This window comes from Microbacterium californiense (genome assembly GCF_047246625.1).
GTDB lineage: Bacteria > Actinomycetota > Actinomycetes > Actinomycetales > Microbacteriaceae > Microbacterium.
Genome location: NZ_JBFOKQ010000001.1, coordinates 1,822,309 through 1,842,544, shown reverse-complemented (window position 1 = coordinate 1,842,544; position 20,236 = coordinate 1,822,309). Strand labels below are relative to the sequence as shown.

20 protein-coding genes are annotated in these 20,236 nt (G+C 69.8%); 8 read left to right on the top strand and 12 right to left on the bottom strand.

What is annotated here, in order from left to right:
* Position 1: 1 nt before the first annotated feature.
* Both AB3M82_RS08770 and AB3M82_RS08765 read right to left on the bottom strand, forming a co-directional pair.
* A complete protein-coding gene (locus tag AB3M82_RS08770; protein WP_412957122.1) occupies positions 2-1,204 on the bottom strand; it encodes a Rieske 2Fe-2S domain-containing protein in 1,203 nt (400 codons plus the stop codon).
* Positions 1,205-1,226: 22 nt separating this feature from the next.
* On the bottom strand, positions 1,227-2,195 hold the full coding sequence (locus tag AB3M82_RS08765; RefSeq protein ID WP_412957121.1) for a PDR/VanB family oxidoreductase: 969 nt from the start codon (positions 2,193-2,195) through the stop codon (positions 1,227-1,229).
* 137 nt (positions 2,196-2,332) lie between these two features.
* Between AB3M82_RS08765 and hisC the strand changes: the two genes are divergently transcribed.
* Positions 2,333-3,442, top strand: a complete 1,110-nt coding sequence (gene hisC / locus AB3M82_RS08760) for a histidinol-phosphate transaminase (protein ID WP_412957120.1) — start codon at positions 2,333-2,335, stop codon at positions 3,440-3,442.
* 310 nt (positions 3,443-3,752) lie between these two features.
* Positions 3,753-4,484, top strand: a complete 732-nt coding sequence (locus tag AB3M82_RS08755; protein WP_412957119.1) for an alpha/beta fold hydrolase — start codon at positions 3,753-3,755, stop codon at positions 4,482-4,484.
* A 128-nt stretch (positions 4,485-4,612) separates the two neighbouring features.
* Here AB3M82_RS08755 and AB3M82_RS08750 read toward each other — a convergent pair whose 3' ends face one another.
* The gene (locus tag AB3M82_RS08750) at positions 4,613-5,446 is read right to left on the bottom strand and encodes a class I SAM-dependent methyltransferase (protein ID WP_412957118.1); all 834 of its coding nucleotides are present in this window, start codon (positions 5,444-5,446) and stop codon (positions 4,613-4,615) included.
* A gap of 92 nt (positions 5,447-5,538) precedes the next feature.
* Between AB3M82_RS08750 and AB3M82_RS08745 the strand changes: the two genes are divergently transcribed.
* Complete coding sequence (locus tag AB3M82_RS08745) at positions 5,539-6,234, top strand: winged helix-turn-helix transcriptional regulator (protein WP_412957117.1); 696 nt, start codon at positions 5,539-5,541, stop codon at positions 6,232-6,234.
* Here AB3M82_RS08745 and AB3M82_RS08740 read toward each other — a convergent pair.
* From AB3M82_RS08740 to AB3M82_RS08725, 4 genes are all read right to left on the bottom strand, one after another.
* Positions 6,231-7,031 (bottom strand): hypothetical protein, encoded by an 801-nt coding sequence (locus AB3M82_RS08740; RefSeq protein WP_412957116.1) that lies wholly within the window; start codon positions 7,029-7,031, stop codon positions 6,231-6,233. The genes AB3M82_RS08745 and AB3M82_RS08740 overlap by 4 nt on opposite strands.
* Before the next feature lie 54 nt (positions 7,032-7,085).
* Positions 7,086-7,577 (bottom strand): MarR family winged helix-turn-helix transcriptional regulator, encoded by a 492-nt coding sequence (locus AB3M82_RS08735; RefSeq protein ID WP_412957115.1) that lies wholly within the window; start codon positions 7,575-7,577, stop codon positions 7,086-7,088.
* A gap of 64 nt (positions 7,578-7,641) precedes the next feature.
* A complete protein-coding gene (locus tag AB3M82_RS08730; protein WP_412957114.1) occupies positions 7,642-8,097 on the bottom strand; it encodes a MarR family winged helix-turn-helix transcriptional regulator in 456 nt (151 codons plus the stop codon).
* A gap of 1 nt (position 8,098) precedes the next feature.
* The gene (locus AB3M82_RS08725) at positions 8,099-9,814 is read right to left on the bottom strand and encodes an MDR family MFS transporter (RefSeq protein WP_412957113.1); all 1,716 of its coding nucleotides are present in this window, start codon (positions 9,812-9,814) and stop codon (positions 8,099-8,101) included.
* Positions 9,815-9,935: 121 nt separating this feature from the next.
* Here AB3M82_RS08725 and AB3M82_RS08720 point away from each other — a divergent pair, with 121 nt between their 5' ends.
* Positions 9,936-10,331, top strand: a complete 396-nt coding sequence (locus tag AB3M82_RS08720) for a hypothetical protein (RefSeq protein WP_412957111.1) — start codon at positions 9,936-9,938, stop codon at positions 10,329-10,331.
* A 16-nt stretch (positions 10,332-10,347) separates the two neighbouring features.
* Here AB3M82_RS08720 and AB3M82_RS08715 read toward each other — a convergent pair whose 3' ends face one another.
* Positions 10,348-10,836, bottom strand: coding sequence for a pyridoxamine 5'-phosphate oxidase family protein (locus AB3M82_RS08715; RefSeq protein ID WP_412957110.1), 489 nt, complete (start codon positions 10,834-10,836; stop codon positions 10,348-10,350).
* A 244-nt stretch (positions 10,837-11,080) separates the two neighbouring features.
* Between AB3M82_RS08715 and AB3M82_RS08710 the strand changes: the two genes are divergently transcribed.
* The 4 genes from AB3M82_RS08710 (at position 11,081) to AB3M82_RS08695 (ending at position 14,885) form a co-directional block, all read left to right on the top strand.
* On the top strand, positions 11,081-12,205 hold the full coding sequence (locus tag AB3M82_RS08710; RefSeq protein WP_412957108.1) for an AI-2E family transporter: 1,125 nt from the start codon (positions 11,081-11,083) through the stop codon (positions 12,203-12,205).
* Positions 12,206-12,322: 117 nt separating this feature from the next.
* Positions 12,323-13,381, top strand: coding sequence for a YihY/virulence factor BrkB family protein (locus tag AB3M82_RS08705; protein WP_412957106.1), 1,059 nt, complete (start codon positions 12,323-12,325; stop codon positions 13,379-13,381).
* Between the two features lie 29 nt (positions 13,382-13,410).
* Positions 13,411-13,890 carry a transporter substrate-binding domain-containing protein gene (locus tag AB3M82_RS08700; protein ID WP_412957105.1) on the top strand — a complete coding sequence of 160 codons (480 nt, stop codon included), beginning with the start codon at positions 13,411-13,413 and terminating at the stop codon, positions 13,888-13,890.
* Complete coding sequence (locus tag AB3M82_RS08695) at positions 13,887-14,885, top strand: cation diffusion facilitator family transporter (protein WP_412957104.1); 999 nt, start codon at positions 13,887-13,889, stop codon at positions 14,883-14,885. Before AB3M82_RS08700 ends, AB3M82_RS08695 begins: the two co-directional genes overlap by 4 nt.
* A 119-nt stretch (positions 14,886-15,004) precedes the next feature.
* Here AB3M82_RS08695 and AB3M82_RS08690 read toward each other — a convergent pair whose 3' ends face one another.
* The 4 genes from AB3M82_RS08690 to AB3M82_RS08675 are packed head-to-tail and all read right to left on the bottom strand — an operon-like array spanning position 15,005 to position 20,208.
* Positions 15,005-16,606, bottom strand: a complete 1,602-nt coding sequence (locus tag AB3M82_RS08690) for a gamma-glutamyltransferase (protein WP_412957103.1) — start codon at positions 16,604-16,606, stop codon at positions 15,005-15,007.
* A gap of 31 nt (positions 16,607-16,637) precedes the next feature.
* Positions 16,638-18,338, bottom strand: coding sequence for a dipeptide ABC transporter ATP-binding protein (locus AB3M82_RS08685; protein WP_412957102.1), 1,701 nt, complete (start codon positions 18,336-18,338; stop codon positions 16,638-16,640).
* Positions 18,335-19,246 carry an ABC transporter permease gene (locus AB3M82_RS08680; protein WP_412957101.1) on the bottom strand — a complete coding sequence of 304 codons (912 nt, stop codon included), beginning with the start codon at positions 19,244-19,246 and terminating at the stop codon, positions 18,335-18,337. The genes AB3M82_RS08685 and AB3M82_RS08680 overlap by 4 nt, the downstream gene beginning before the upstream one ends.
* Before the next feature lie 5 nt (positions 19,247-19,251).
* On the bottom strand, positions 19,252-20,208 hold the full coding sequence (locus tag AB3M82_RS08675; RefSeq protein WP_412957100.1) for an ABC transporter permease: 957 nt from the start codon (positions 20,206-20,208) through the stop codon (positions 19,252-19,254).
* Positions 20,209-20,236 lie beyond the last annotated feature (28 nt).

Below are 20,236 nucleotides of genomic sequence, written 5' to 3'. Positions count from 1 at the left end.
GTCAGTCGTCCACCGCGTCGGCCAGCAGCGGCGCGTCGGGGGCTCCCTCGAAGTAGTTGCCGCCCTCGATCCGCACGAGCCGCTCCGCCTCGTCGAACGAGACGCCGACGGGGTCGCCGCCCGCGGCCACGGCGCGGTGCTGCTTGGCCATCATCCGGCGGATCATGGCCATGCCCTGGTCGGTGGTGGTGAGGTGGTCCTCGGAGTGCAGCGAGATGGGGCCCTGAGACTTCTGCGCCTCGTAGTCGCCGGGGAGCCGCTGGTGCTCGAGATCGGTGAGGTCCTTCCACGGCTTGCCCTCGTGGGTCGACCGCAGCTTGGCGAGGAACTCGGGGTCGCTGTCGCGGGCGACCGTGAAGATGCGGAAGCTCGTGTCGTCCATCGGCACGACCCAGCCGATCATGTTCGTCTGGCCGGAGGAGAGCTTGGGGCTGGCGACGACGCGCAGATTCGGGAAGATCACCTCGGTGACCCGGCGCAGCTGCCGGCCGTCCCCGAGCTCCCGCATCTGGATGCTGCGCACCCCCAGCGGGGTGTACTCGTAGCTGACCTCGGGGATGAGTGCCATCTCGGGAGTGAACTGGTTGCCGCTGAACCGCGCGTGGAGGATCGGCACGTGGAACGGGTCCATGACGTTCTCCCAGTGCTGCAGCCAGTTGAAGTCCAGCTCAACCGGTCCGCCTCCACCCACGCCCGCGTCGTTGACGATGAGCTGCTCGTTCTCGCCGAGCACCTCGAGCGTGTCGTAGCGCGGCAGGACCGGCTTCTTCTCCGGCGGTCCCATGTACGCCCAGAGGAGTCCGTACTGCTCCTCGACGGGGTACCAGGGCTGGCGCACCCGGTCGCGGTGCAGCCCGAGGTCGGGCTCGCACGGCTGCTCGAGGCAGTGCCCCTCCGTGTCGAACACCCAGCCGTGGTAGCAGCAGCGGATGCCGTCGTCTTCGACGCCGCCGTAGAAGAGGGACGCGCCGCGGTGGATGCAGCGGGGGTGCAGCAGTCCGGGCTTGCCCTTGCGGGTGCGGAAGAGCACGAGCTCCTCGCCGAGCACCCGCAGCGATATCGGGCGCGTCGTCGCGTCCTCGACCTTCGCGACGGGGTGCCAGTAGCGGCGCAGCACCTCGCCGTAGGGTGTGCCGGGGCCCACCTGCGCGAGCTCGTTCAGCGGCTGCCCGAGGCGCAGCCCGTACGCGGTTCCGGTGTCCATGTTCGCTCCGTTCGTACAGGTGTCAGATGTCGAGGACGAGCCGGTCGCCGAGGGAGCGGGAGACGCAGATCATCATGGTCTCGTTGCTCTCGCGCTCGTCGGGGGTGAGGATCGAGTCCCGATGCTCGGGGGCTCCGTCGATGACAGCGGTCTCGCAGGTGCCGCAGACGCCCTCCAGGCAGGAGCTGGGCACGCCGATGCCGGCGTTCTCGAGCATCTCGAGGATGCTGCAGCCGCGGTCGACCGTCACGACGAGGTCGGACCGTCGCGCGACGACCTCGAAGGTCTCGGCGCCCTGCGATTCGCCGAAGGTCCGCGCCTGGAACCGCTCCACGTGCAGGGCTCCGCGCGGCCAGTCGGCACTGAGATGCTCGAGCGCGTTCAGCATCCGCTCCGGACCGCAGGCGTAGACCGCGGTGCGCTCTCCGGGCGTGCCGACCCACCCCGCCAGATCGAGGCGATCGTCGACATCGCGGCGCACGAGCAGCGTCTCCCCTCCCGCCAGCTGCGGGGCGGAGGCGAACGCCATCCGCTCTCCGGCCGCGCCGAGGTAGGCGAGACGCCAGGGGATGCCGCGGCGGGTCGCGTCGGTCAGCATGGGCAGGATGGGCGTGATCCCGATGCCGCCGGCGAGGAACACGTACTCGTCGGCCGGCACGAGGCCGAAGTGGTTGACGGGTGGGGAGGCGGTGACGATCTCGCCGACGCGCAGGCTCTGGTGCACATAGCGGGAGCCGCCCCGGCTCGGGCTCTCGGCGAGCACCGCGATCCGGTAGGCGGACCGGTCCTCGGGGTCGGAGCAGAGGGAGTACTGGCGCTCCACGCCGTTCGAGAACCGGAGGTCGATATGGGCGCCGGGCTCCCACGCGGGCAGTTCGGCTCCGGTGGGGTCGTCGAGTTCGAGAGCCAGCACGCTCGCCGCCTCCCAGCGCATGGCGCGCACGCGCAGGGTGAGCCTCTGCTCGGGGGTTTCGACCGCCGTGTGGGGCACCGTCGCTCCGCTCCTTCCGTCGCCTCGATCTCAGGGATCCGAATTGACAACATTCGATATATTCATTTGCGATAGTATGAATCCCGCTCGCCGCTGTCAAACGGACCGCGTGCGGAGACGACGACGAGAGGCGAAGGATGACCGAGCTGCGACTGCGGAACGACCTGAGCGCGATCCCGGGCTACAAGCCGGGCAAAGCCGCACCACAGATCGAGACGGCGGCCCCCGTGCACAAGATCTCGTCGAACGAGAACCCGTATCCTCCGCTGCCGTCGGTGACAGCGTCCATCGCGGATCAGCTCACGCAGATCAACCGCTACCCGGAGACCGCCGCCACCGCCCTCACGGCGGTGCTGTGCGCCCGGTTCGGCGTGGCGCCGGTCAACGTCGTCCTCGGCAGCGGCTCGGTGGAGGTCGTGTCGCAGCTCATCCGCGCGACCGCCGGCGACGGCGACGAGGTGCTGTTCGCGTGGCGTTCCTTCGAGGCCTACCCGATGCTGACACGCGCCGCCGGGGCCGTTCCCGTTCCGGTGCCCCTGACGGAGGATCACCGCCACGACCTCGACGCGATGCTCGCCGCGATCACCGACCGCACGCGCCTGATCCTGGTCTGCAACCCGAACAACCCGACCGGCACCACGATCGGCGACGCCGAGCTCGACCGCTTCCTCTCGCGGGTGCCCGCGCATATCGTCGTGGTGATCGACGAGGCCTACGTGCAGTTCAACGACCGCGCGGACTCCCCGATCGGCATCGAGTACTTCCGCCGCTATCCGAACGTGGCCGTCGCACACACCTTCTCGAAGGCGTACGGCCTCGCAGGCATGCGCATCGGCTATGCGATCGCTCCGGAGCAGCTCGGTATCGCCCTGCGCAAGGTCGCCCTCCCGTTCGGGGTCACGAATCTCGCGCAGACCGCCGCCGTGGCCTCGCTGGCCGCCGAGGACGAACTCGCCGAACGCGTCGCCGCCCTCGTGGTCGAGCGCGAGCGCGTGGTGTCGGCCTTCCGCACCGCGGGCATCGAGCTTCCCGAGAGCAAGGGCAACTTCGTGTGGCTCCCCCTCGGAGAGAAGACGGTCGAGGTCGCGGAGCTGCTCGAGCGGAACGGCCTGCTCGTGCGCCCCTTCGCGGGAGAGGGCCTGCGCGCGACCGTCGCCGAGTCGGAGGCCAACGATCGCCTCATCGCCTCGGCTCCGGCGATCGCCGAGATCCTCGGCCGCGTCGACGCGGCTCTCCCCGTCGGCTGAGCGGGGCTGCTCCTGCTCGCCGGCGGCGGTCTGGCCGAGATGCGCCTGCGTCGCCGTGCCGAGGGCGAGGTCGAGGAGACGCGTCCGGAAGAGTTCGTCTGACGCCGAGCGACGGCCCCGCCACTCTTCACCGGGGTGGCGGGGGCCGAACCCTTGGCGCCCGTCGGCGACGGCGCTATGCTCGGTGAGCCGTGCAGCAGACCGAGGAGGTGGTACCCGTGAACGAATCGACGTGGGTGCTCCCCTCCGGAGCCACGGTCGGGCGCTAGGTCGTCCGGGAGCGCCGTCCGCGCTCCCGAAAGGCACGACCATGCGCACCATCTCCTCGCGCTCCCTCCTCTCCGGCGTCGTCGAGCGCCGCTTCACCGTCGACGGGGTGCCCGGCATCGCCTGGGCGCCGGCGACGGCATCCGATCTCCCGACCCCGCTCGTCCTCCTGGGCCATCCCGGCGGACTGGAGGGGATGTATCCGCGGCTCGTCGCTCGCGCCGAGTCCTGCGCCGCCCGTGGCTACGCGTCGGCGGCCATCGAGCTCCCCGGCGCCGGCGACCGGCCGCGCATCCCCGCCGTCGACCGGGCGCGCGACGATCTGCGGCGAGCGCTGTCCGAGGGCGTCCCGGTCACCGGCGACATCGTCGACCGGCTCGTCCTCCCCCTCGTCGAGCAGGCGGCCCCCGAGTGGCGCGCCACCCTCGACGCCCTCCTCCTCTCGGCATCCGATCCGGGCGCTCCCGTCGCATGGTCCGGGGGCGTGGCGGCGATCGCCATCCGGGTCGCGAGGACGGATCCGCGCATCCGCGCTCTCGGCCTCTTCGCCGGGAGCTATCTGCCTTCGCGCACCTTCGTCGAGGCGCGGGAGCTGACGATCCCGGCGCACATGCTGCTGCAGTGGGACGACGAGGGCAACGACCGTCAGGCGGCGCTGGACCTGTTCGACGCCCTCGGATCTCGCGAGAAACGCTGCAGGCCAACCTCGGCGGACACCGCGGCGTGCCCGTTCATGCGGGTGAGGACGCCGCGCGGTTCTTCGAGCGGCATCTGACGCGGTGAGGACCCTCCCCGCCCGGGGAGTCGGCGAAATCGCCGGAGGACCCGGCGCCGGGCGGAAGTCTCTCGCGACTTCGCCGCCCGACGCCGGGCCCTCCCCCGCACCCGCCCGGACGCGTGGACTCAGGCCACGCGTCCCGTCACGAGCAGGTACTCCCAGCCCATCGCACCGCCGTCGAGGTGCTTCTGTGCCAGCGCGATCATGGCCGCGTCGAGGGCGGCCCGCCGCTCCTCGTCATCGGCCACACCCCGGTAGGCGGCGGCGGTCGGGCCGTACAGGTCCCGGAAGAAGTCGCGGAACTCCTCGGGCGACGCGAACCGATCGACGGGCAGCGAGCGACGCTCCATCCGCAGGTCCGTCACGCGGTCGCCGAGCAGTTCGCGCACGTGCTCCTCCTCGCCCCACAGCGGCGGCGGCTGCACCCCCGGCGGCGGAGCGGGGACGAACCGCGTGAGGGTCGCGAACAACCGGCCGATGAAGCCCTCGGGCGTCCAGTTGATGAGCGCGATCCGTCCCCCGGGGCGCACGACCCGGGTCAGCTCCCGTGCCGCCGTGTCGTGATGCGGGGCGAACATGATGCCGACGCACGAGAGCGCGACGTCGAACGAGTCGTCCGGGTACGGCAGCGCCTCGGCATCCGCCTGCTCGAAGGCGAGCTCGACGCCCTGCGCCTCGGCCTCCTGCCGCCCGATCTCGAGCAGCTCCGGGGTGAGATCGCTGGCGACGACGAATGCTCCCGCCCTCGCCGCCGGGATCGCGGCGTTGCCCGTCCCTGCCGCCACGTCGAGCACGCGGTCGTCCGGCCCGACCTCGGCCGCCGCGACGAGTTCTCGTCCGAGCGCCGGGATCACCTCCCGAGCGATCGCCGAGTAGTCGCCGAGCGCCCAGACGGCCCGGTGTTTCGCCTTCAACGCGCGGTCGGCGTCGACCTCGGTGTCGGTAGCGATGGTGTCCATGAATGGCCTCCTTAGCCTTGTTGCCCCTCACGCTACGAAGGCCGCGCAGACCGCTCTAGTATCGGATCTGTACCGGGTCTATCGTGTGTCCCGTGGGCGCTCCGTACTACCAGTTCTGCCCCGTCGCCAAGGCGATGGAGCTGCTGGACGAGCGCTGGACGATGCTCCTCCTCCGGGAGATGCTCCTCGGCACCGAGCACTTCAACGACCTGCGTCGCGGGCTGCCCCGCATGTCGCCGTCGCTGCTGTCTCATCGGCTCGACCAGCTGCAGCGCGCGGGGCTCGTCGAGCGCCTCGTCGAGGGCGCCGACGTGCGGTACGTGCTCACCCCGGCGGGGGTCGAGCTGCGGCCCGTGGTCGAGCAGCTCTCGGCCTGGGGCGTCCGGTGGATCGGCGAGCTCGGCGACGCCGACCTCGACCCGAAGCTGCTGCTCTGGGACATGCACCGCAACATCGATCACTCGGTCGTGCCCGCGGGTCGCACGGTGATCGCACTGCAGTTCGCCGACGCCCGGCCCATGCAGCGACGCTGGTGGCTGGTCATCCGCGACGGCGACGCCGATGTGTGCGACGTCGACCCCGGGTACGACGTGTCGGTCGAGGTGCGGTGCTCCCTGCGCGCGATGACCCGCTTCTGGCGGGGTGACATCGAGTGGGCCGCCATGCTGCACGCGGGCGAGGCCACCACCATCGGGCCGAGCCACCTGCAGGTCGCCCTGCCGTCGTGGTTCACCCGGCCGGGATACTCCGGAGTGCCTCGGGCGTACGCAGTCGCGGCCGCGAGCTAGCGCGGCGGGGACGTGCGACCTTCCCACCACCGTCGCCGGCTCATGCCGATCTCGACCGTCTCCTCCCCCACCGCTTCATGGAGGACGAAGAGGGCTCGATCGGGCCCGCGTGTCAGACTGACATGCAGGAGAACCAGCGCCCCGACCGGGATCGCGACGATGACGCCGGCGAGCACGAACTGCACCTCGTCGGGGAACGGCAGCCAGGGGTACCCGCCTCCTCGGGCGATCAACCCGTAGGCGAACCCGAGCGCAGCGCCGACCGCGACGATCGCCGCCCATCCGATCACCGACTGGACGCGGGAAGAGAGGCGGTGGGGAGGGAGGTCGACGGCCGAACGGACCTCCGCGACGTGAGCGATGGGGTTGTCGAACGACAGCGAGGGGAAGGCGGACACCGCGAGCCGGAGATGGACGACCATCCCGCGTCTGAGCAGTCCGGGCGCGATCTGGATCGTCCCCTCGGGATGGATGCTCACGCTTTCGGGGCTGACCTTGATCCAGTGCCCACCCGGGAGCGTTCCGAGGATGCGGGTCCCCAGATGGATGACGAGCGGCCGCCCGCGGTCGAACTGATCCTCCGTGATGTCTCTTCTGCCCGCGTTCCAGAGGAACAGGTCCACCACCGGTGCGCCGCTGGGCTGATCGAGCCCGCGCTCGCGCATGTCCCCCCAGGGCAGGACATCGCACCACAGCTCGTAGTCGTCGTGTGTGTGGCGCATCCGGTCGACCAGCAACTGCGCCGCGACACCCAGCACCGCGCCGACAGCCGTCCACAGGATGCCGGTCCAATCCATGCCCGGAGTGTAGACCCGGGCGCACGCCGGCCGATAGGGCAGGCGCCCGAAGCCTCAGCCGCCGAGGTCCGCGAGCAGGTCGGCGAAGAGGTCGAGGTCGTCAGCGGACCAGCGGCTCAGCCGCTCGCCCAGGCGCGCCTCGTAGCGAGAGCGCGCGAGGGCGACCTTCTCCTGGGCGAGTTCGGTGGCGACGAGCACGCGCGCGCGGCGGTCGTCGGGGTCGCGGATGCTCTCGACCAGCCCGAGCTGCTCGAGCTGGCGCACCTGGCGACTGACGGCGGACTTGTCGGTCTGCAGCCGCTCGATGATCGCGCCGGCCGAGGTGGCCTTGCCGGTCGCGATGGAGGTGAGCACCTGGTAGCCGAGGGGCTGCAGATCGGGGTGCACGGTCATCGCCGCGTCGCGCCAGCTGATGCGGATCCGCGCGAACAGGCGTCCGAGCTCCTGCTCCACCCGCGTGATCGCCTGGTCGAGGTCGGGGTCGTCGACCCGGGAGAATGCCGCGGCGGGCGCACCGGAATCGGGGTCGTCGGGCGAGGCGGTCATGCCCGCCAGCATACGGCGAAGCCCCGCCGTCGCGCGGACGGCGGGGCTTCGTGAGGGGTGCTGGTCAGGCCTCCGACAGCAGGCGGAAGACCTTGGACGCCGCCTGGATCTCCTCCGCGGTCAGCTCCTCGATGACCGTCCGGAGCCGCGAGCCGTGCTGACGGCGCAGCTCGGCGAGAGCGGCACGTGCCTCGGGCGTCGCGCTCAGGGAGCGGAGCCGCCCGTCGCGCTCGTCGGGGTGCGACTCGAGCAGACCCGCGTCCTCCAGCATCCGCACCTGGCGGCTGATGACGGACTTGTCCATCTCGAACCGACCCGCCAGCTCGTGGGCGTTGACGGTGCCGGCCCGATCGATGAAGGTGAGCAGCTTGTAACCGGTGACCTGCAGCTCGGGGTGGATGCGCGCCGCCGATTCCTTCCACAGCGACCGCGTCCTCGCGAAGATGAGGTTCAGGTGGGCCTGGAGGTCGCCGAGGGCGTCTTCCATGTCCGCCGACAGAACCGCGTCGGGGGCGATCATCTCAGCGGCCCTGCTCCCGGTCCTCACGCTCGAGCACCGTCACGGAGCCGGTCGTCGGCGACGAGGTCTCGCCTCCGGCCACTCGGATGGTGCCGGTGGAGAGAGAGGCGCCGACCTCGGCCTCGGAGACCTCGATGACGGAGTCCTCGGCCTGCTCGCGCAGCTGCTCGGCGGCGTTCTTCGTCGACAGCGGCTTGTTCTTGATGAACGCGATGGCGATGATCGCGATCACGGCGAGCGGGATGGCGAGGATGAAGGCGTCGGCGATGCCGTGGCCGTACGCGCTCTCCACGATCGACCGGACGGTCTCGGGCAGCTCACCGACCTTCGGCACGTCGCCGGAGCCCAGGTGCTGCAGTGCGTCGACCTCTTCCGGGGTCGTCGGCGCGAAGCCCTTCAGGCCGTCCTTGACGTAGGTCGCGACGCTGCTCGACAGCAGCGAGCCCATGATGGTCACGCCGATGGTGCCGGCGATCGTGCGGAAGAAGTTGACGTTCGAGGATGCCGCACCGAGCTGCTTCGGGTCGGTGTCGTTCTGCACGATCAGGGTCAGGTTCTGCATGACCATGCCGAGGCCGGCGCCGAGGACGAACATGTAGACGGCGACCAGGGTGAAGGGCGTGTCGTAGCGGAGCGTGGCCATCAGGCTCACGCCGACGGTCGCGAGCGCGGAGCCCGTCAGCATCCAGCCCTTCCACTTGCCGAACCGGCTCACGAGCTGACCGATGATGATCGACGCGCCCATCTGCCCGATGATCATCGGGATCGTCATGAGGCCCGACTCGGTGGGCGTGGCGCCCCGGGCGAGCTGGAAGTACTGGGCCAGGAACACCGAGGTCGCGAACATCGAGACGCCGATCGCGATCGAGGCGATGACCGAGAGCGTGAAGGTGCGGTTGCGGAACAGCGACATCGGGACGATGGGTTCCTTGACGAAGAACTCGACCGCGATGAAGGCGGCGATGGCCACACCCGCGATCACGGCGAGGGCGATGCTCGTGCCGGAGTCCCAGTCGAACTGGTTGCCGCCCATCGAGACCCAGATCAGCAGCGTCGACACGCCGACCGCCAGCAGCACGATGCCGAAGTAGTCGATCGAGACCTTGGTGTCGCGCTGCGGCTTCGGCAGGTGCAGCGTGAACTGCAAGAGGACGAGGGCGACGAGGGCGAACGGGACGCCGACGAAGAAGTTCGACCGCCAGCCCCACACGTCGGTGAGGAGTCCGCCGAGCAGCGGGCCGCCGATGGTGCCGAGGGCCATGATGCCGCCGACGACGCCCATGTACTTGCCGCGCTCGCGGGGGGAGATGATGAGGGCCACGGCGATCATGACGAGCGACATGAGCCCGCCGACGCCGACGCCCTGGATCACGCGGACCGCGATGAGCATGTTGGTGTCGGTCGAGAAGCCGGCGATGACGGTGCCGGCCGTGAAGAGGATGAGCGAGATCTGCACGAGGATCTTGCGGTCGACGAGGTCGGCCAGCTTGCCCCAGATCGGGGTGGAGACGGCGGTGGCCAGCAGGCTCGCGGTGATGACCCAGGTGTACTGGGACTGCGTGCCGCCCAGGTCGGCGATGATGACCGGCATCGAGGTCGACACGACCGTGCCCGAAAGCACGGCGACGAACATGCCGACGACGAGGCCGGAGATCGCGGTGAAGACCTCGCGGGCCGAGCGCGTCGCCTCGGGTGCGGGGAGTGAAGTGTTGCTCACGGTGGAAGTGCTCCTGCGTTGAAAGTTGATGTAGATCAACCATACGTCATTAGTTGCGGAAGTGCAACTAATGACGAAAGTCAACAATTACACACGGTACGGCCACCGGTACCGTGGGCCTGTGCTCTTCGCCCTGCTGCTCACCGTGGCCCTCGCCGCCCTCGCCGTCTTCCAACTCGCCCTGGCCCTCGGGGCGCCGCTCGGCCGCTACGCCTGGGGTGGCGCTCATCGCACGCTGCCCGCACGCCTTCGCATCGGCAGCGCGATCTCGATCCTGCTCTACGCCGTGATCGCCCTGATCGCCTGGGACCGGGTCGGAGGCGTGGACCTCTTCGCCGAGACCTTCTCGGTCGTGGCGATGTGGGTGATCTTCGGATACTTCGCTCTCGGCATCCTGATGAATGCGATCTCGCGCAGCAAGCGCGAGCGATACACGATGGTGCCGGTGACGCTCGTGCTCGCGGCGCTCGCGCTACTGATCGCGCTGGGATACGGCGAGCTGGCCGTCGCCGCCTGACGCGCGGCGAACCGGATCAGTCCCTCGGCAGCTCGATCGTCTCGTTCTCGGCGTCGTACTGCTCGCCCGTGACCTTCGACTTCACGAAGCTGAACAGCGACGCCAGCCGGCCGCCCGGGCTGTCCCAGTACTCGGCGGACTCGGCCGAGAACTTCAGCAGCCCGACGTCGGGGTCGTCCGGTCCGTTCGGGAACCACGCCTCGACGGCCGGGTTCCACAGCTCCTCGACCTTCGCGCGGTCCTCGACCAGCTGCCCGCGCCCGGAGAGCGACACCCAGGAGTCGTTGGAGCTGAGCGACACTCCGGCGCGGTCGTCCGCGGCGAGGTCCGTGACGAAGGTCGCGCCCCGCGAGACGAGGAACCACAGGTCGCCGTCGAACTCGGCCTCCTGCACGGTGAGCGGATGCGAGACGATCCGTCCCTCCGCGTTCCGCGTCGTGAACATCGCGAAGCGGAAGTCCTTGATGAGTTCCGCCACCCGCTGGACGGGCGTCTTGTCTGCCATTGGTCTTCCCTTCCGGGCCACCCGCGCGAGCGGCATCCGAGTCCATCCTCGGTCGAGGATGCCGGCGCACCAAGGGCTTGCGGATGCCGTCGGCGCGGGTTACGCGCGCGGAGAAGAGAGGACGACCCCGCGCGGCAGCGGCCCTCACCCCCGGCGACCTCCGTTCCCCCGCCCGCGCACCCGGGGCGGTTGCTAGGTTTGCTGTCACGGCGCAGTCGACGCCGGCGATCCGAGGAGACACCTGATGGGACTGTTCCGTCGACCCGAGCTTCCGACCACCTTCGACCTGCGCCCGCCCGGACTCTGGTCCCGCGGGTTCGGCCTCGTCGCCACCCGCAGCGTGCAGACGCTTGCCGTGCTCGCCGTCGTGGCGGTCGGCGTGCTCGTCGTCACGCAGCTCTCGCTGGTGTTCATCCCCGTCACGATCGCGCTGGTGCTGGCCTGCGCCATCCACCCGGTCGTGAGCTTCCTGCGGCGTCGCGGCGTGCCGTCGATCCTCGCCACCTGGATCTCCCTCATCGCCATCATCGCCATCCTCGGCGCCGTCGTCTGGGTCATCGTGCTCACCGTGCGTTCGCAGTGGGACGACCTCGTCGAGTCTGCGACCGACGGCATCGTGCAGGTCACGGCCTGGCTCGACACCCTGCCGTTCGACCTCGACACCGTGAACCTCGACGACGTGTGGGCCAGCGTCAGCGGATTCCTGACCAGCGCGTCGTTCGGACGCGGTGCGCTCGCCGGCGTCTCGGCGACCGCGAGCTTCTTCACCGGACTCGTGCTGATGATCGTCGTGCTCTTCTTCTTCCTCAAGGACGGCCCGCGAATCTGGGAGTTCATGCTGCGCCCGTTCACGGGTGAGAGCTACGAGCGGGCCCGCCGCATCGGCGACAAGTCGGTCGAGGTGTTCGGCGGGTACATCCGCGGCACCGCGATCATCGCCGCGGCCGACGCCATCGGCATCGGCGTCGGGCTCGCGATCCTGCAGATCCCGCTCGCCATCCCGCTGGCGGTCATCGTGTTCCTCACCGCGTTCATCCCGCTCGTCGGAGCCACCGCGGCCGGCATCCTCGCCGCCCTCGTCGCACTGGTCACCCACGGACCCGTCGCCGCCCTGATCGTGGTCGGCATCGTGGTGCTGGTGAACCAGCTCGAGGGCAACTTCCTGCAGCCCGTGGTGATGGCACGGTCGCTCAAGCTGCACGCCCTCGTCATCCTGCTCGCCCTGACCGCCGGCACCATTCTCGGCGGCATCGTCGGAGCCGTGCTCGCCGTGCCGCTCGCGGCCGCCGCGTGGGGTGTCATCACGGTGTGGGACGGCCCGCACACCGCGGCCCGCCCGTTCCGCAAGAAGCGTCCGGAGACCGTCTGAACGCTCTCCCACACTCCTCTCGCCCGCGCAACCCCCGAGGACATCCCGCCACGATCTCGTATGACTGATGCAGTGCGAGAGGCACGAGGCTCTCGCCCGCGACGTCGAGGAGGAATCATGGCGAACAGCGACACCGGACGGAGCACGACGAAGGACGCTCCCTCCCCCGAGCGCAGCGACAAGCCCGACAGCCCGGCCGATCTGCAGAAGCGCTCCTGGAAGTACGTGCTCGTCAAGAGCATCCGCGAATTCTCGGCCGACCAGTGCCTCGACGGCGCCGCCGGCCTCACGTACTACGCGGTCCTGTCGATCTTCCCGGCCATGATCGCCGTGTTCTCGCTCCTCGGCGTGATCGGTCAGGGCGGAGCGGCGGCCGACGCCGTGCTCGGCATCATCGGCGACATCGCGCCCAAGGAGACGGCGGATGCCCTGCGCGGACCGATCGAGCAGATCTCCCAGGCCCCGGGCGCGGGATTCGCGCTCGTCTTCGGCATCCTGCTGGCGCTGTGGTCGGCCTCCGGCTACGTCGGCGCCTTCAGCCGCGTCATGAACCGCATCTATGAGATCGAGGAGGGGCGTCCGTTCTGGAAGCTCCGCCCCATGCAGCTGCTCGTGACGCTCATCACCGTCGTCTCGCTGACCATCGTGGCTCTCGTGCTTGTGCTCTCGGGCGACGTCGTGAAAGCCGTGGGCGGCGCGATCGGCGCGAGCGAGGGCGTGCAGATCGCCTGGAGCATCCTGAAGTGGCCGCTGCTGCTGTTCGTCGTGGTCTTCCTCCTCGCGATGCTGTACTACGCGACGCCCAATGCGAAGCAACCCAAGTTCCGCTGGATCAGCGTGGGCGCCATCGTGGCGATCGTGGTGCTGGCCATCGCCACGCTCGGCTTCGTCCTCTACGTCACGAACTTCTCGAACTACGAGCGGACCTACGGGTCGATGGCGGGCGTCATCGTGTTCCTCCTGTGGCTCTGGATCGCGAACCTCGCCCTGCTCTTCGGCGCCGAGTTCGACGCGGAGCTCGAGCGCGGACGCCAGCTGCAGGCCGGCATTCCCGCCGAGCGGGACATCCAGCTGCCCGCCCGCGACACCCGCCAGGCCGACAAGCGCGAGGAGAAGGAGCGCAAGGACATCGAAGAGGGTCGGCGCATCCGGATGGAGAACGACGACGACCGATGAACGGCGGATTCTTCGCTAGGGTCGGCGGGATGAGGAGTCGTCTGTCCATGGCCGCCCTGGTGGCGGTGCTCGCGCTGCTGCTGACCGGGTGCGGGGTGAGCGTGCCGGCCGACCCGCACGGCACGCTGGACCGCGCCGAGAACGGCACGCTGCGGGTGGGGGTGACCGAGAACGCGCCGTGGGTCGAGCTCGACGGCGGCCGCGCCGAGCCGACCGGCAGTGAGCCCGAGCTGATCTCGGCGTTCGCCGAGGAGCACGATGCGACGATCGACTGGACCGAGGGCAGCGAGGCCGTGCTGATGTCGGCCCTCGAGCGCGGCGAGCTCGACATCGTCATCGGCGGTTTCCTCGACGACACCCCGTGGATCGACAAGGCCGCCGCGACCCGGCCCTACACCGAGAGCGAAGGGCCGGACGGCCCCGAGAAGCACGTGGTGCTCGCACGGATGGGCGAGAACGCGCTCCTCGTCGCCCTCGAGGAGTTCCTCGACGAAGCGAGCCGGTCATGACGCCGCGGTTCGGGCGCACCGAGCTTCCCGAGCGGCAGGCGAACGCGCTGCGGCAGGCGAAGCGCATGGAGTGGTTCACCCTCGCCTTCCTCGCCGTCGCGATCACGCTCGTGTTCCTCGTCATGGGCAGCTCCCAGGCGATGAAGGCGGCGTGGATCGAGGACCTGCTGTCGCTCGCGCCGCCGATCGCCTTCCTGATCGCCGTGCGGGTGGTCAACCGCCCGCCGACCGCGAAGTACCCCTACGGCCACCACCGCTCCGTCGGCGTCGCGCACCTCGTCGCCGGCGTCGCCCTGTTCGCGATGGGCTCGTTCCTCATCATCGACTCCGGCAGCGGACTCCTCAGCGCCGAGCATCCGCCGATCGGCTCCATCGTGCTGTTCGGCCAGACCGTCTGGCTCGGCTGGCTCATGATGATCGTGATGGCGCTGACCATCCCGCTGCCGATCTACTTCGGCCGGGTGAAGATGCGGCTCGCGCGGGAGCTCCACGACAAGGTGCTGTACGCGGATGCCGACATGAACAAGGCCGACTGGATGACCGCGGTCGGGTCGATCGTCGGCGTCGCGGGCATCGGGCTCGGCCTCTGGTGGGCGGATGCCGCCGCCGCGCTGTTCATCGCCGCCAGCATCCTCTGGGACGGCGTCAAGAACATGCGCTCCGCGATCACCGACCTCATGGACACCCGCGCGACCACGTTCGACGACGACGAGCCGCACCCCGTGGCCAAGAAAGTCGACGCCCACCTGCGCTCCCTGCCCTGGGTCGCGGAGGCCGGCTCGCGCGTGCGCGACCAGGGCCACGTCTTCCACGTCGAGTCGTTCGTCGTGCCGAGGAAGGCGCGCGGACTCACCCTGGCCCAGCTCACCGAAGCCCGCGACGGATGCATCGACCTCGACTGGAAGATCCAGGACATCGTGATCGTGCCCATCGAGGAGCTCCCCGAGGAGGTCGGCGGCTCACCGCGCGAGCGTCAGTCCGAACGCAACCGCTGAGCCTGTGGGCCGGGCGACCGTCTCTGGCGTCCGTCGATCGGTGGGGAACGCTCGCCACGACGCCCGCATACGCGGCGTTTCGCACCGATCCCGGGGAGCTCCGTGACCGATGGACGGCGTCAGACGGCCACCGCGACGCCCATGCGACGCGGATCGCCGCAGGAGCGCATCTCGCCGGTCGTCGGATCGATCGTGATCCCGTCGAAGTTGCCGGTCATCGAGTTCCACGGGCCTATCTCCCGCGTCCAGAGCCGGTTCGCACCGGCCCATCTCCGCACGTCCCGCAGCACCGCTTCCGGGAAACCCGACTCGAGGGTCGTGCCGGGCACCCATCCCCGCGCCGGGTCATGAGGGCGTGCGCCGAATCGCGGCTCGGCCACGCTCTGCTCGATCGGCATGCCGAAGTCCATGAGGTTGACCAGGTTCTGCAGCACGCAGGCCACGAGCGACACCGACGGCGAACCCGAGGCGATCACTGGCGCTCCGTCCCGCAGCACCATGCTCGGTGCGAGGTAGATCGTCGCCCGCTCCCCCGGTTGCGGCATCACGCGTTGGAAGAACGAGCCGCCGCCCGCGAGCTGGAAGCCCTCCGCGAACAGACCGTTCACCCACGGCGAGGCCATGTGCGAGTGCGTCAACGTGGCGACGTTGTGATCGGCATCCACCACCGACAGGTGGATCGTGCCCGGCGTCGGCGGAGCGCCCGCGGAGGGAGCGGCGAGGGTGTCGAGCAGGTCGAAGCGCTGCTTCGCGTAGTCCTTCGAGAGCAGCACGTCCATGACACGGTGGTTCTCGCGGAAGCGTCGCTCCCGAGGCGGCGCGTAGTAGACGGCGTTGTGCACCGCGATCAGCGCCGACAGCGTCTCCGGTGAGGCGCTCGCCGGACCCAGCGAGGCGATGTCGAGGTTCTCCAGGATGTTGAACGCCTCGACCAGCTGCAGTCCGCCGTCGTCGGGCGGCGCCGAGCCGATGATCTCGAAGCCGCGGTACGTCCCGCGAACCGGATCCGCCCACTCAGGGGCGTAGGCGTCGAAGTCCTCGGGGGTGATGACGCCGCCGTCGGCGTCGCTCGCCGCGCAGAACGCGCGGGCGAAGTCCCCGCGGTAGTAGTGCATGCCCTCGTCGCGCAGCCGTTCGAGCGTCCGCGCCACCTGCTCCTGCACCAGCGCCTGGCCCGGTCCGATCAGGGAGCCGTCACGGAAGTACATCGCGCGCGACTGCGCATGGCGTCCCAGGTTCTGCCGGGCGTTGTACATCTCGCCGAAGAGATAGGGCGACACCGCGAACCCCTCGCGGGCGACATCGATGGCCGGAGCGAGGAGACGGCCGACCGACATCGTGCCGAACCGTTCCTGAGCCGCGACGAACGCCGGCCACCATCCCGGCACGGGCACTCCCCGCGCGCGGGTCAGGTCCGCGCCGCCGAAGTCGGGCAGCTCGGCCAGCGGAGCGTTCACGTTGCCCGACAGGTAGGCCGCCCGCCCGGTCGACGCCTCGCGGTAGACCAGCGAGATCCCCCCGGTCAGCGAGGTCATGTGCGGTTCGGTCACCAGCTGCGTCGCCGCCACCGCCAGGGCCGCGTCGAGAGCGTTGCCCCCGTCGCGCAGCACCGCAGCGCCCGCCTCCACGGCGATCGGCTCGGAGCTCACGACCATTCCGCGCGCGCCCGTGGCGACCTCCTTGGGTCCGTATCGGCCCGGCGTCGCGTACTCGCTCCTCACCCGGCGCTCCTCTCGTTCGACCGCGCTCCGCTCATCGGATGCTCTCCGCTTCCCGCCGCGAGCGCTGCAGCACCGGGTCCGGGACGGGGATGGCTCCCAGCAGCGTGCGCGTGTACTCGTTCTCCGGATCATGGATGACCTGATCCGTCGGGCCGTTCTCGACCACCTGACCGTCCTTCATCACCAGCACGCGATCCGAGATCGTCGACACGACGTAGAGATCGTGGCTGATGAAGATGCAGGCGAAGTCGTGCTCGCGCTGCAGGCGGGCGAGCAGCTCCAGCACGGTCACCTGCACCGTGACGTCGAGTGCAGAGGTCGGCTCGTCGGCGATCAGCACGTCCGGGCGGTGCGAGATCGCCCGCGCGATCGCGACGCGTTGCCGCTGTCCTCCCGAGAGCTCGTGTCGCCGGCGCTCGATCCACGCCGGGTCGAGGTCCACATCCGTCAGGAGCTCGCGCGCGCGGCGGCGGAGCTCTCGTGTGTCGCGTACTGCACCGCTCCGCCACAGCGGCTCGGTCACCACGCGCCAGAGCGGAAGGCTCGGGTCGAGCGACGAGGTCGGATCCTGGAAGACGACCCCGAGACGGGAGAGCGCACGGCGGCGCCGTCGTCCCTTCAGGCCGACGAGTTCGACGCCGGCGAGCTCCACGGAGCCACCGGTGACGGGGGCGAGTCCGAGGATCGCGCGTGCGATGGTCGACTTGCCCGAGCCGGACTCGCCCACGATGCCCAGCGTCTCGCCGCGTGCCACAGTGAGGTTCGCGGACTGGACCGCCGCCCGGCGGTTCTCCTCGGTCCGCGGCTTCCGGAGCCCGGAGCGCTTGTACTCGACCACGAGGTCGCGCACCCGGAGCGCGACCTCGTCCTCCGCCGCCTCACGTGAAGCCGCGGCCGCGTCCTCGGTTCCGGCATCCGCACCGCCGCCTTCGAGGAGAGCCGTCTCGGCCCCGTGCAGCGCACGCGCCGCTGCGAGCAGCGACCGCGTGTACTCGTGCTGAGGGTTGTCGAAGATCGAGTAGACGTCGCCGGTCTCGACGACCAAGCCGTTGCGCATGACGACAACGGAGTCGGCGATGTCGGCGACGACGCCCATGTCGTGCGTGACGAAGATCATCCCCATCCGCTCCCGGCGCACGAGGTCGCGGAACATCCCCAGCAGGTTGCGCTGCGTCGTGACGTCGAGGGCGGTGGTCGGCTCGTCGGCGATGAGGAGCTTGGGCTCCCAGGCGACGGCGCCGGCCGCCATGATGCGCTGACGCTGGCCGCCGGAGAGCTGGTGCGGGTACCGCTTGAGCAGATCGTCGTACCCTCCGAGGCCGACGAGTTCGAGCAGCTCCTGAGGCTCACGACGCCGGGCCGAACCCTTCGACTCGTGCGCGCCGATCGCCTCCTCGAGGAAGTCGCCCACCGTGTGCAGCGGATTGAGCGCCGTCATCGGCTCCTGGTAGACGCAGGCGATCTCGGCGCCGCGGAAGCGCCGCATGTCCGCCTCGGATGCCGTGACCAGCTCGGTCCCCTCGAAGAGGATCGAGCCCCGGCGCGACGCTCCGGGCGGCAGCAGGGAGGGGACGGCCATCGCCGTCATCGACTTGCCCGCTCCGGACTCGCCGACGATCGCCACCACCTCTCCGCGCGACACGGTGAAGGATGCACCGTGCACGATGGGCTTGTCGTCCACCGCGATCTCCAGGTCGGAGACGGTCAGAAGGACCTCGTCGCGTGCGTTCATGCGTTGACCCCCTGTCCGACGATGCTGGTGGGCCGCTGGGCGACGGATGCCCGCCCGGGACGGCGGCGGCGGGTGACGCCCCGCGGATCGAGCAGATCCCGCACCCAGTCCGCGACGTATCCGAGCGAGACGAGCAGCGCGACGAGCACGATGCTGGGGATCAGCAGCTGCCACGGACTCTGCATGAAGTACTGCTGACCGGTGGCGATCATAAGGCCGAGCGACGGACGCGGCGGCGTGATGCCCAGCCCGAGGAAGCTCAGTCCGGACTCGAGTCCGACGGCGAAAGCCAGCGTGAGGAAGCCCTGCGCGAGCACGAGGGGTCCGACGCCGCGGAGCAGGGGCCCGCGGATGATCTGCCACCGGGTACCGCCGAACAGCTCGGCCGACTCGACGTAGAGCGCCTGGCGGAGCGACAGCACCTCACCGTAGGTCAGGCGCGCGAAGCTCGGGAAGAAGGCGATGGCGCAGACGGCGACGACGGTCAGGTCGCCGGCGCCGTACAGCGACACGATGAGCATCGCGAACACGAGGTTCGGGAAGGCGAGGACGACGTCCACGACGCGCATGAGGAGGAGATCGGCGAGACCGCGGAAGTACGCGGCGAGGATGCCGATCAGAGTGCCGATCAGGGCGGCCAGGAGCGTACCCGAGGCGCACACGATGATCTCGGTGCGCAGGCCCACGACCAGGCGGGCGAACGTGTCGCGCCCGAGGTTGTCGGTGCCGAGCACGTGGCCGGGGGTGCCGACCGGCGCGAAGGCGTTCGCGACGTCCTGCGCGAGCGGGTTCACAGGGCTCAGGATCGGGTAGATGAAGATGAACAGGACGACGAGGATCATCACGCACGTCGTCACGAACAGGCCGGGAGTCGACCTGTTCCAGATGGTCCGGAACGCGTTCTTCATCGGGATCACGCCTCCACTCGGGGGTCGAGGAATCGGTAGAGGAGATCGACGAGCAGGTTCGTCAGGATGAACACCACGGCGAACACGATCACGATGCCCTGCACCAACGGGTAGTCGCGCCCGTTGATCGCGTTGAGGAGGGTTCCGCCGATCCCCGGCCAGTTGAAGACCTGCTCGATGAGCACGGTGGCGCCGAGAAGCCCGCCCAGCTGCAGGCCGGCGACCGTCACGACCGGGTTCATGGCGTTGCGGAAGACGTGGCGGCGGAAGACGCGTGCACCCGAGAGCCCCATGCCCCTCGCGGTGCGCACCCAGTCCTCGCGGCGGACCGACAGGATCGACGTGCGAGTCACGCGGCCCACGATCGCGAGGAAGCCGAACGACAGGGCGAGGCTGGGGAGGAACGCGTGGTAGAGGAACGGCCCGAATCCGTCTGCGGGATCCCGATAGCCGAGAGAGGGGAACCATCCGAGGCTCAGGCCGATCACCAGCGAGAGGAAGATGGCGATCACGAAGCCGGGGGTCGACACGGCGACGGAGATGAGGCCCGAGAGGACGCGATCGAGGATGCTGCCGGGGCGGTTGCCGGAGAGCACCCCGAAGGCGAGTCCGACGACGCCGCCGATCACGAGCGCCAGGAAGACGAGGATCACGGTGTTGCCGAGCGGCGAGGCGATGATCTCGGTCACGGGAGCGGAGTACTTGATGGAGTCTCCGAGGTCGCCGCGGACCAGGTCGCCGAGGTAGGTGACGTACTGCACGAGCAGCGGCCGGTCCAGGCCGAGCTCCTTCTCCAGAGCGGCGACGGCGGCGGGGTTGACGTCCCCGCCGCCGGCACCCCCCTGGAGGATGATCGAGGCCGGCCCGCCCGGGACGGCGTGCAGCGCCAGGAAGACGGCTGTCACGACGCCCCAGACGGTGACGACACCCAGTCCGAGTCGAAGCAGTATGTAGCGAATCATTGAGAACCCATTCGAGTCAGAGGGGCGC

Coding starts and splice junctions, on each gene's coding strand:
- AB3M82_RS08770 (WP_412957122.1), bottom strand. CDS start 1,204: ATGGACACCGGAACCGCGTACGGGCTGCGCCTCGGGCAGCCGCTGAAC.
- hisC (WP_412957120.1), top strand. CDS start 2,333: ATGACCGAGCTGCGACTGCGGAACGACCTGAGCGCGATCCCGGGCTAC.
- AB3M82_RS08755 (WP_412957119.1), top strand. CDS start 3,753: ATGCGCACCATCTCCTCGCGCTCCCTCCTCTCCGGCGTCGTCGAGCGC.
- AB3M82_RS08750 (WP_412957118.1), bottom strand. CDS start 5,446: ATGGACACCATCGCTACCGACACCGAGGTCGACGCCGACCGCGCGTTG.
- AB3M82_RS08740 (WP_412957116.1), bottom strand. CDS start 7,031: ATGGATTGGACCGGCATCCTGTGGACGGCTGTCGGCGCGGTGCTGGGT.
- AB3M82_RS08735 (WP_412957115.1), bottom strand. CDS start 7,577: ATGACCGCCTCGCCCGACGACCCCGATTCCGGTGCGCCCGCCGCGGCA.
- AB3M82_RS08730 (WP_412957114.1), bottom strand. CDS start 8,097: ATGATCGCCCCCGACGCGGTTCTGTCGGCGGACATGGAAGACGCCCTC.
- AB3M82_RS08715 (WP_412957110.1), bottom strand. CDS start 10,836: ATGGCAGACAAGACGCCCGTCCAGCGGGTGGCGGAACTCATCAAGGAC.
- AB3M82_RS08710 (WP_412957108.1), top strand. CDS start 11,081: ATGGGACTGTTCCGTCGACCCGAGCTTCCGACCACCTTCGACCTGCGC.
- AB3M82_RS08705 (WP_412957106.1), top strand. CDS start 12,323: ATGGCGAACAGCGACACCGGACGGAGCACGACGAAGGACGCTCCCTCC.
- AB3M82_RS08700 (WP_412957105.1), top strand. CDS start 13,411: ATGAGGAGTCGTCTGTCCATGGCCGCCCTGGTGGCGGTGCTCGCGCTG.
- AB3M82_RS08695 (WP_412957104.1), top strand. CDS start 13,887: ATGACGCCGCGGTTCGGGCGCACCGAGCTTCCCGAGCGGCAGGCGAAC.
- AB3M82_RS08685 (WP_412957102.1), bottom strand. CDS start 18,338: ATGAACGCACGCGACGAGGTCCTTCTGACCGTCTCCGACCTGGAGATC.
- AB3M82_RS08680 (WP_412957101.1), bottom strand. CDS start 19,246: ATGAAGAACGCGTTCCGGACCATCTGGAACAGGTCGACTCCCGGCCTG.
- AB3M82_RS08675 (WP_412957100.1), bottom strand. CDS start 20,208: ATGATTCGCTACATACTGCTTCGACTCGGACTGGGTGTCGTCACCGTC.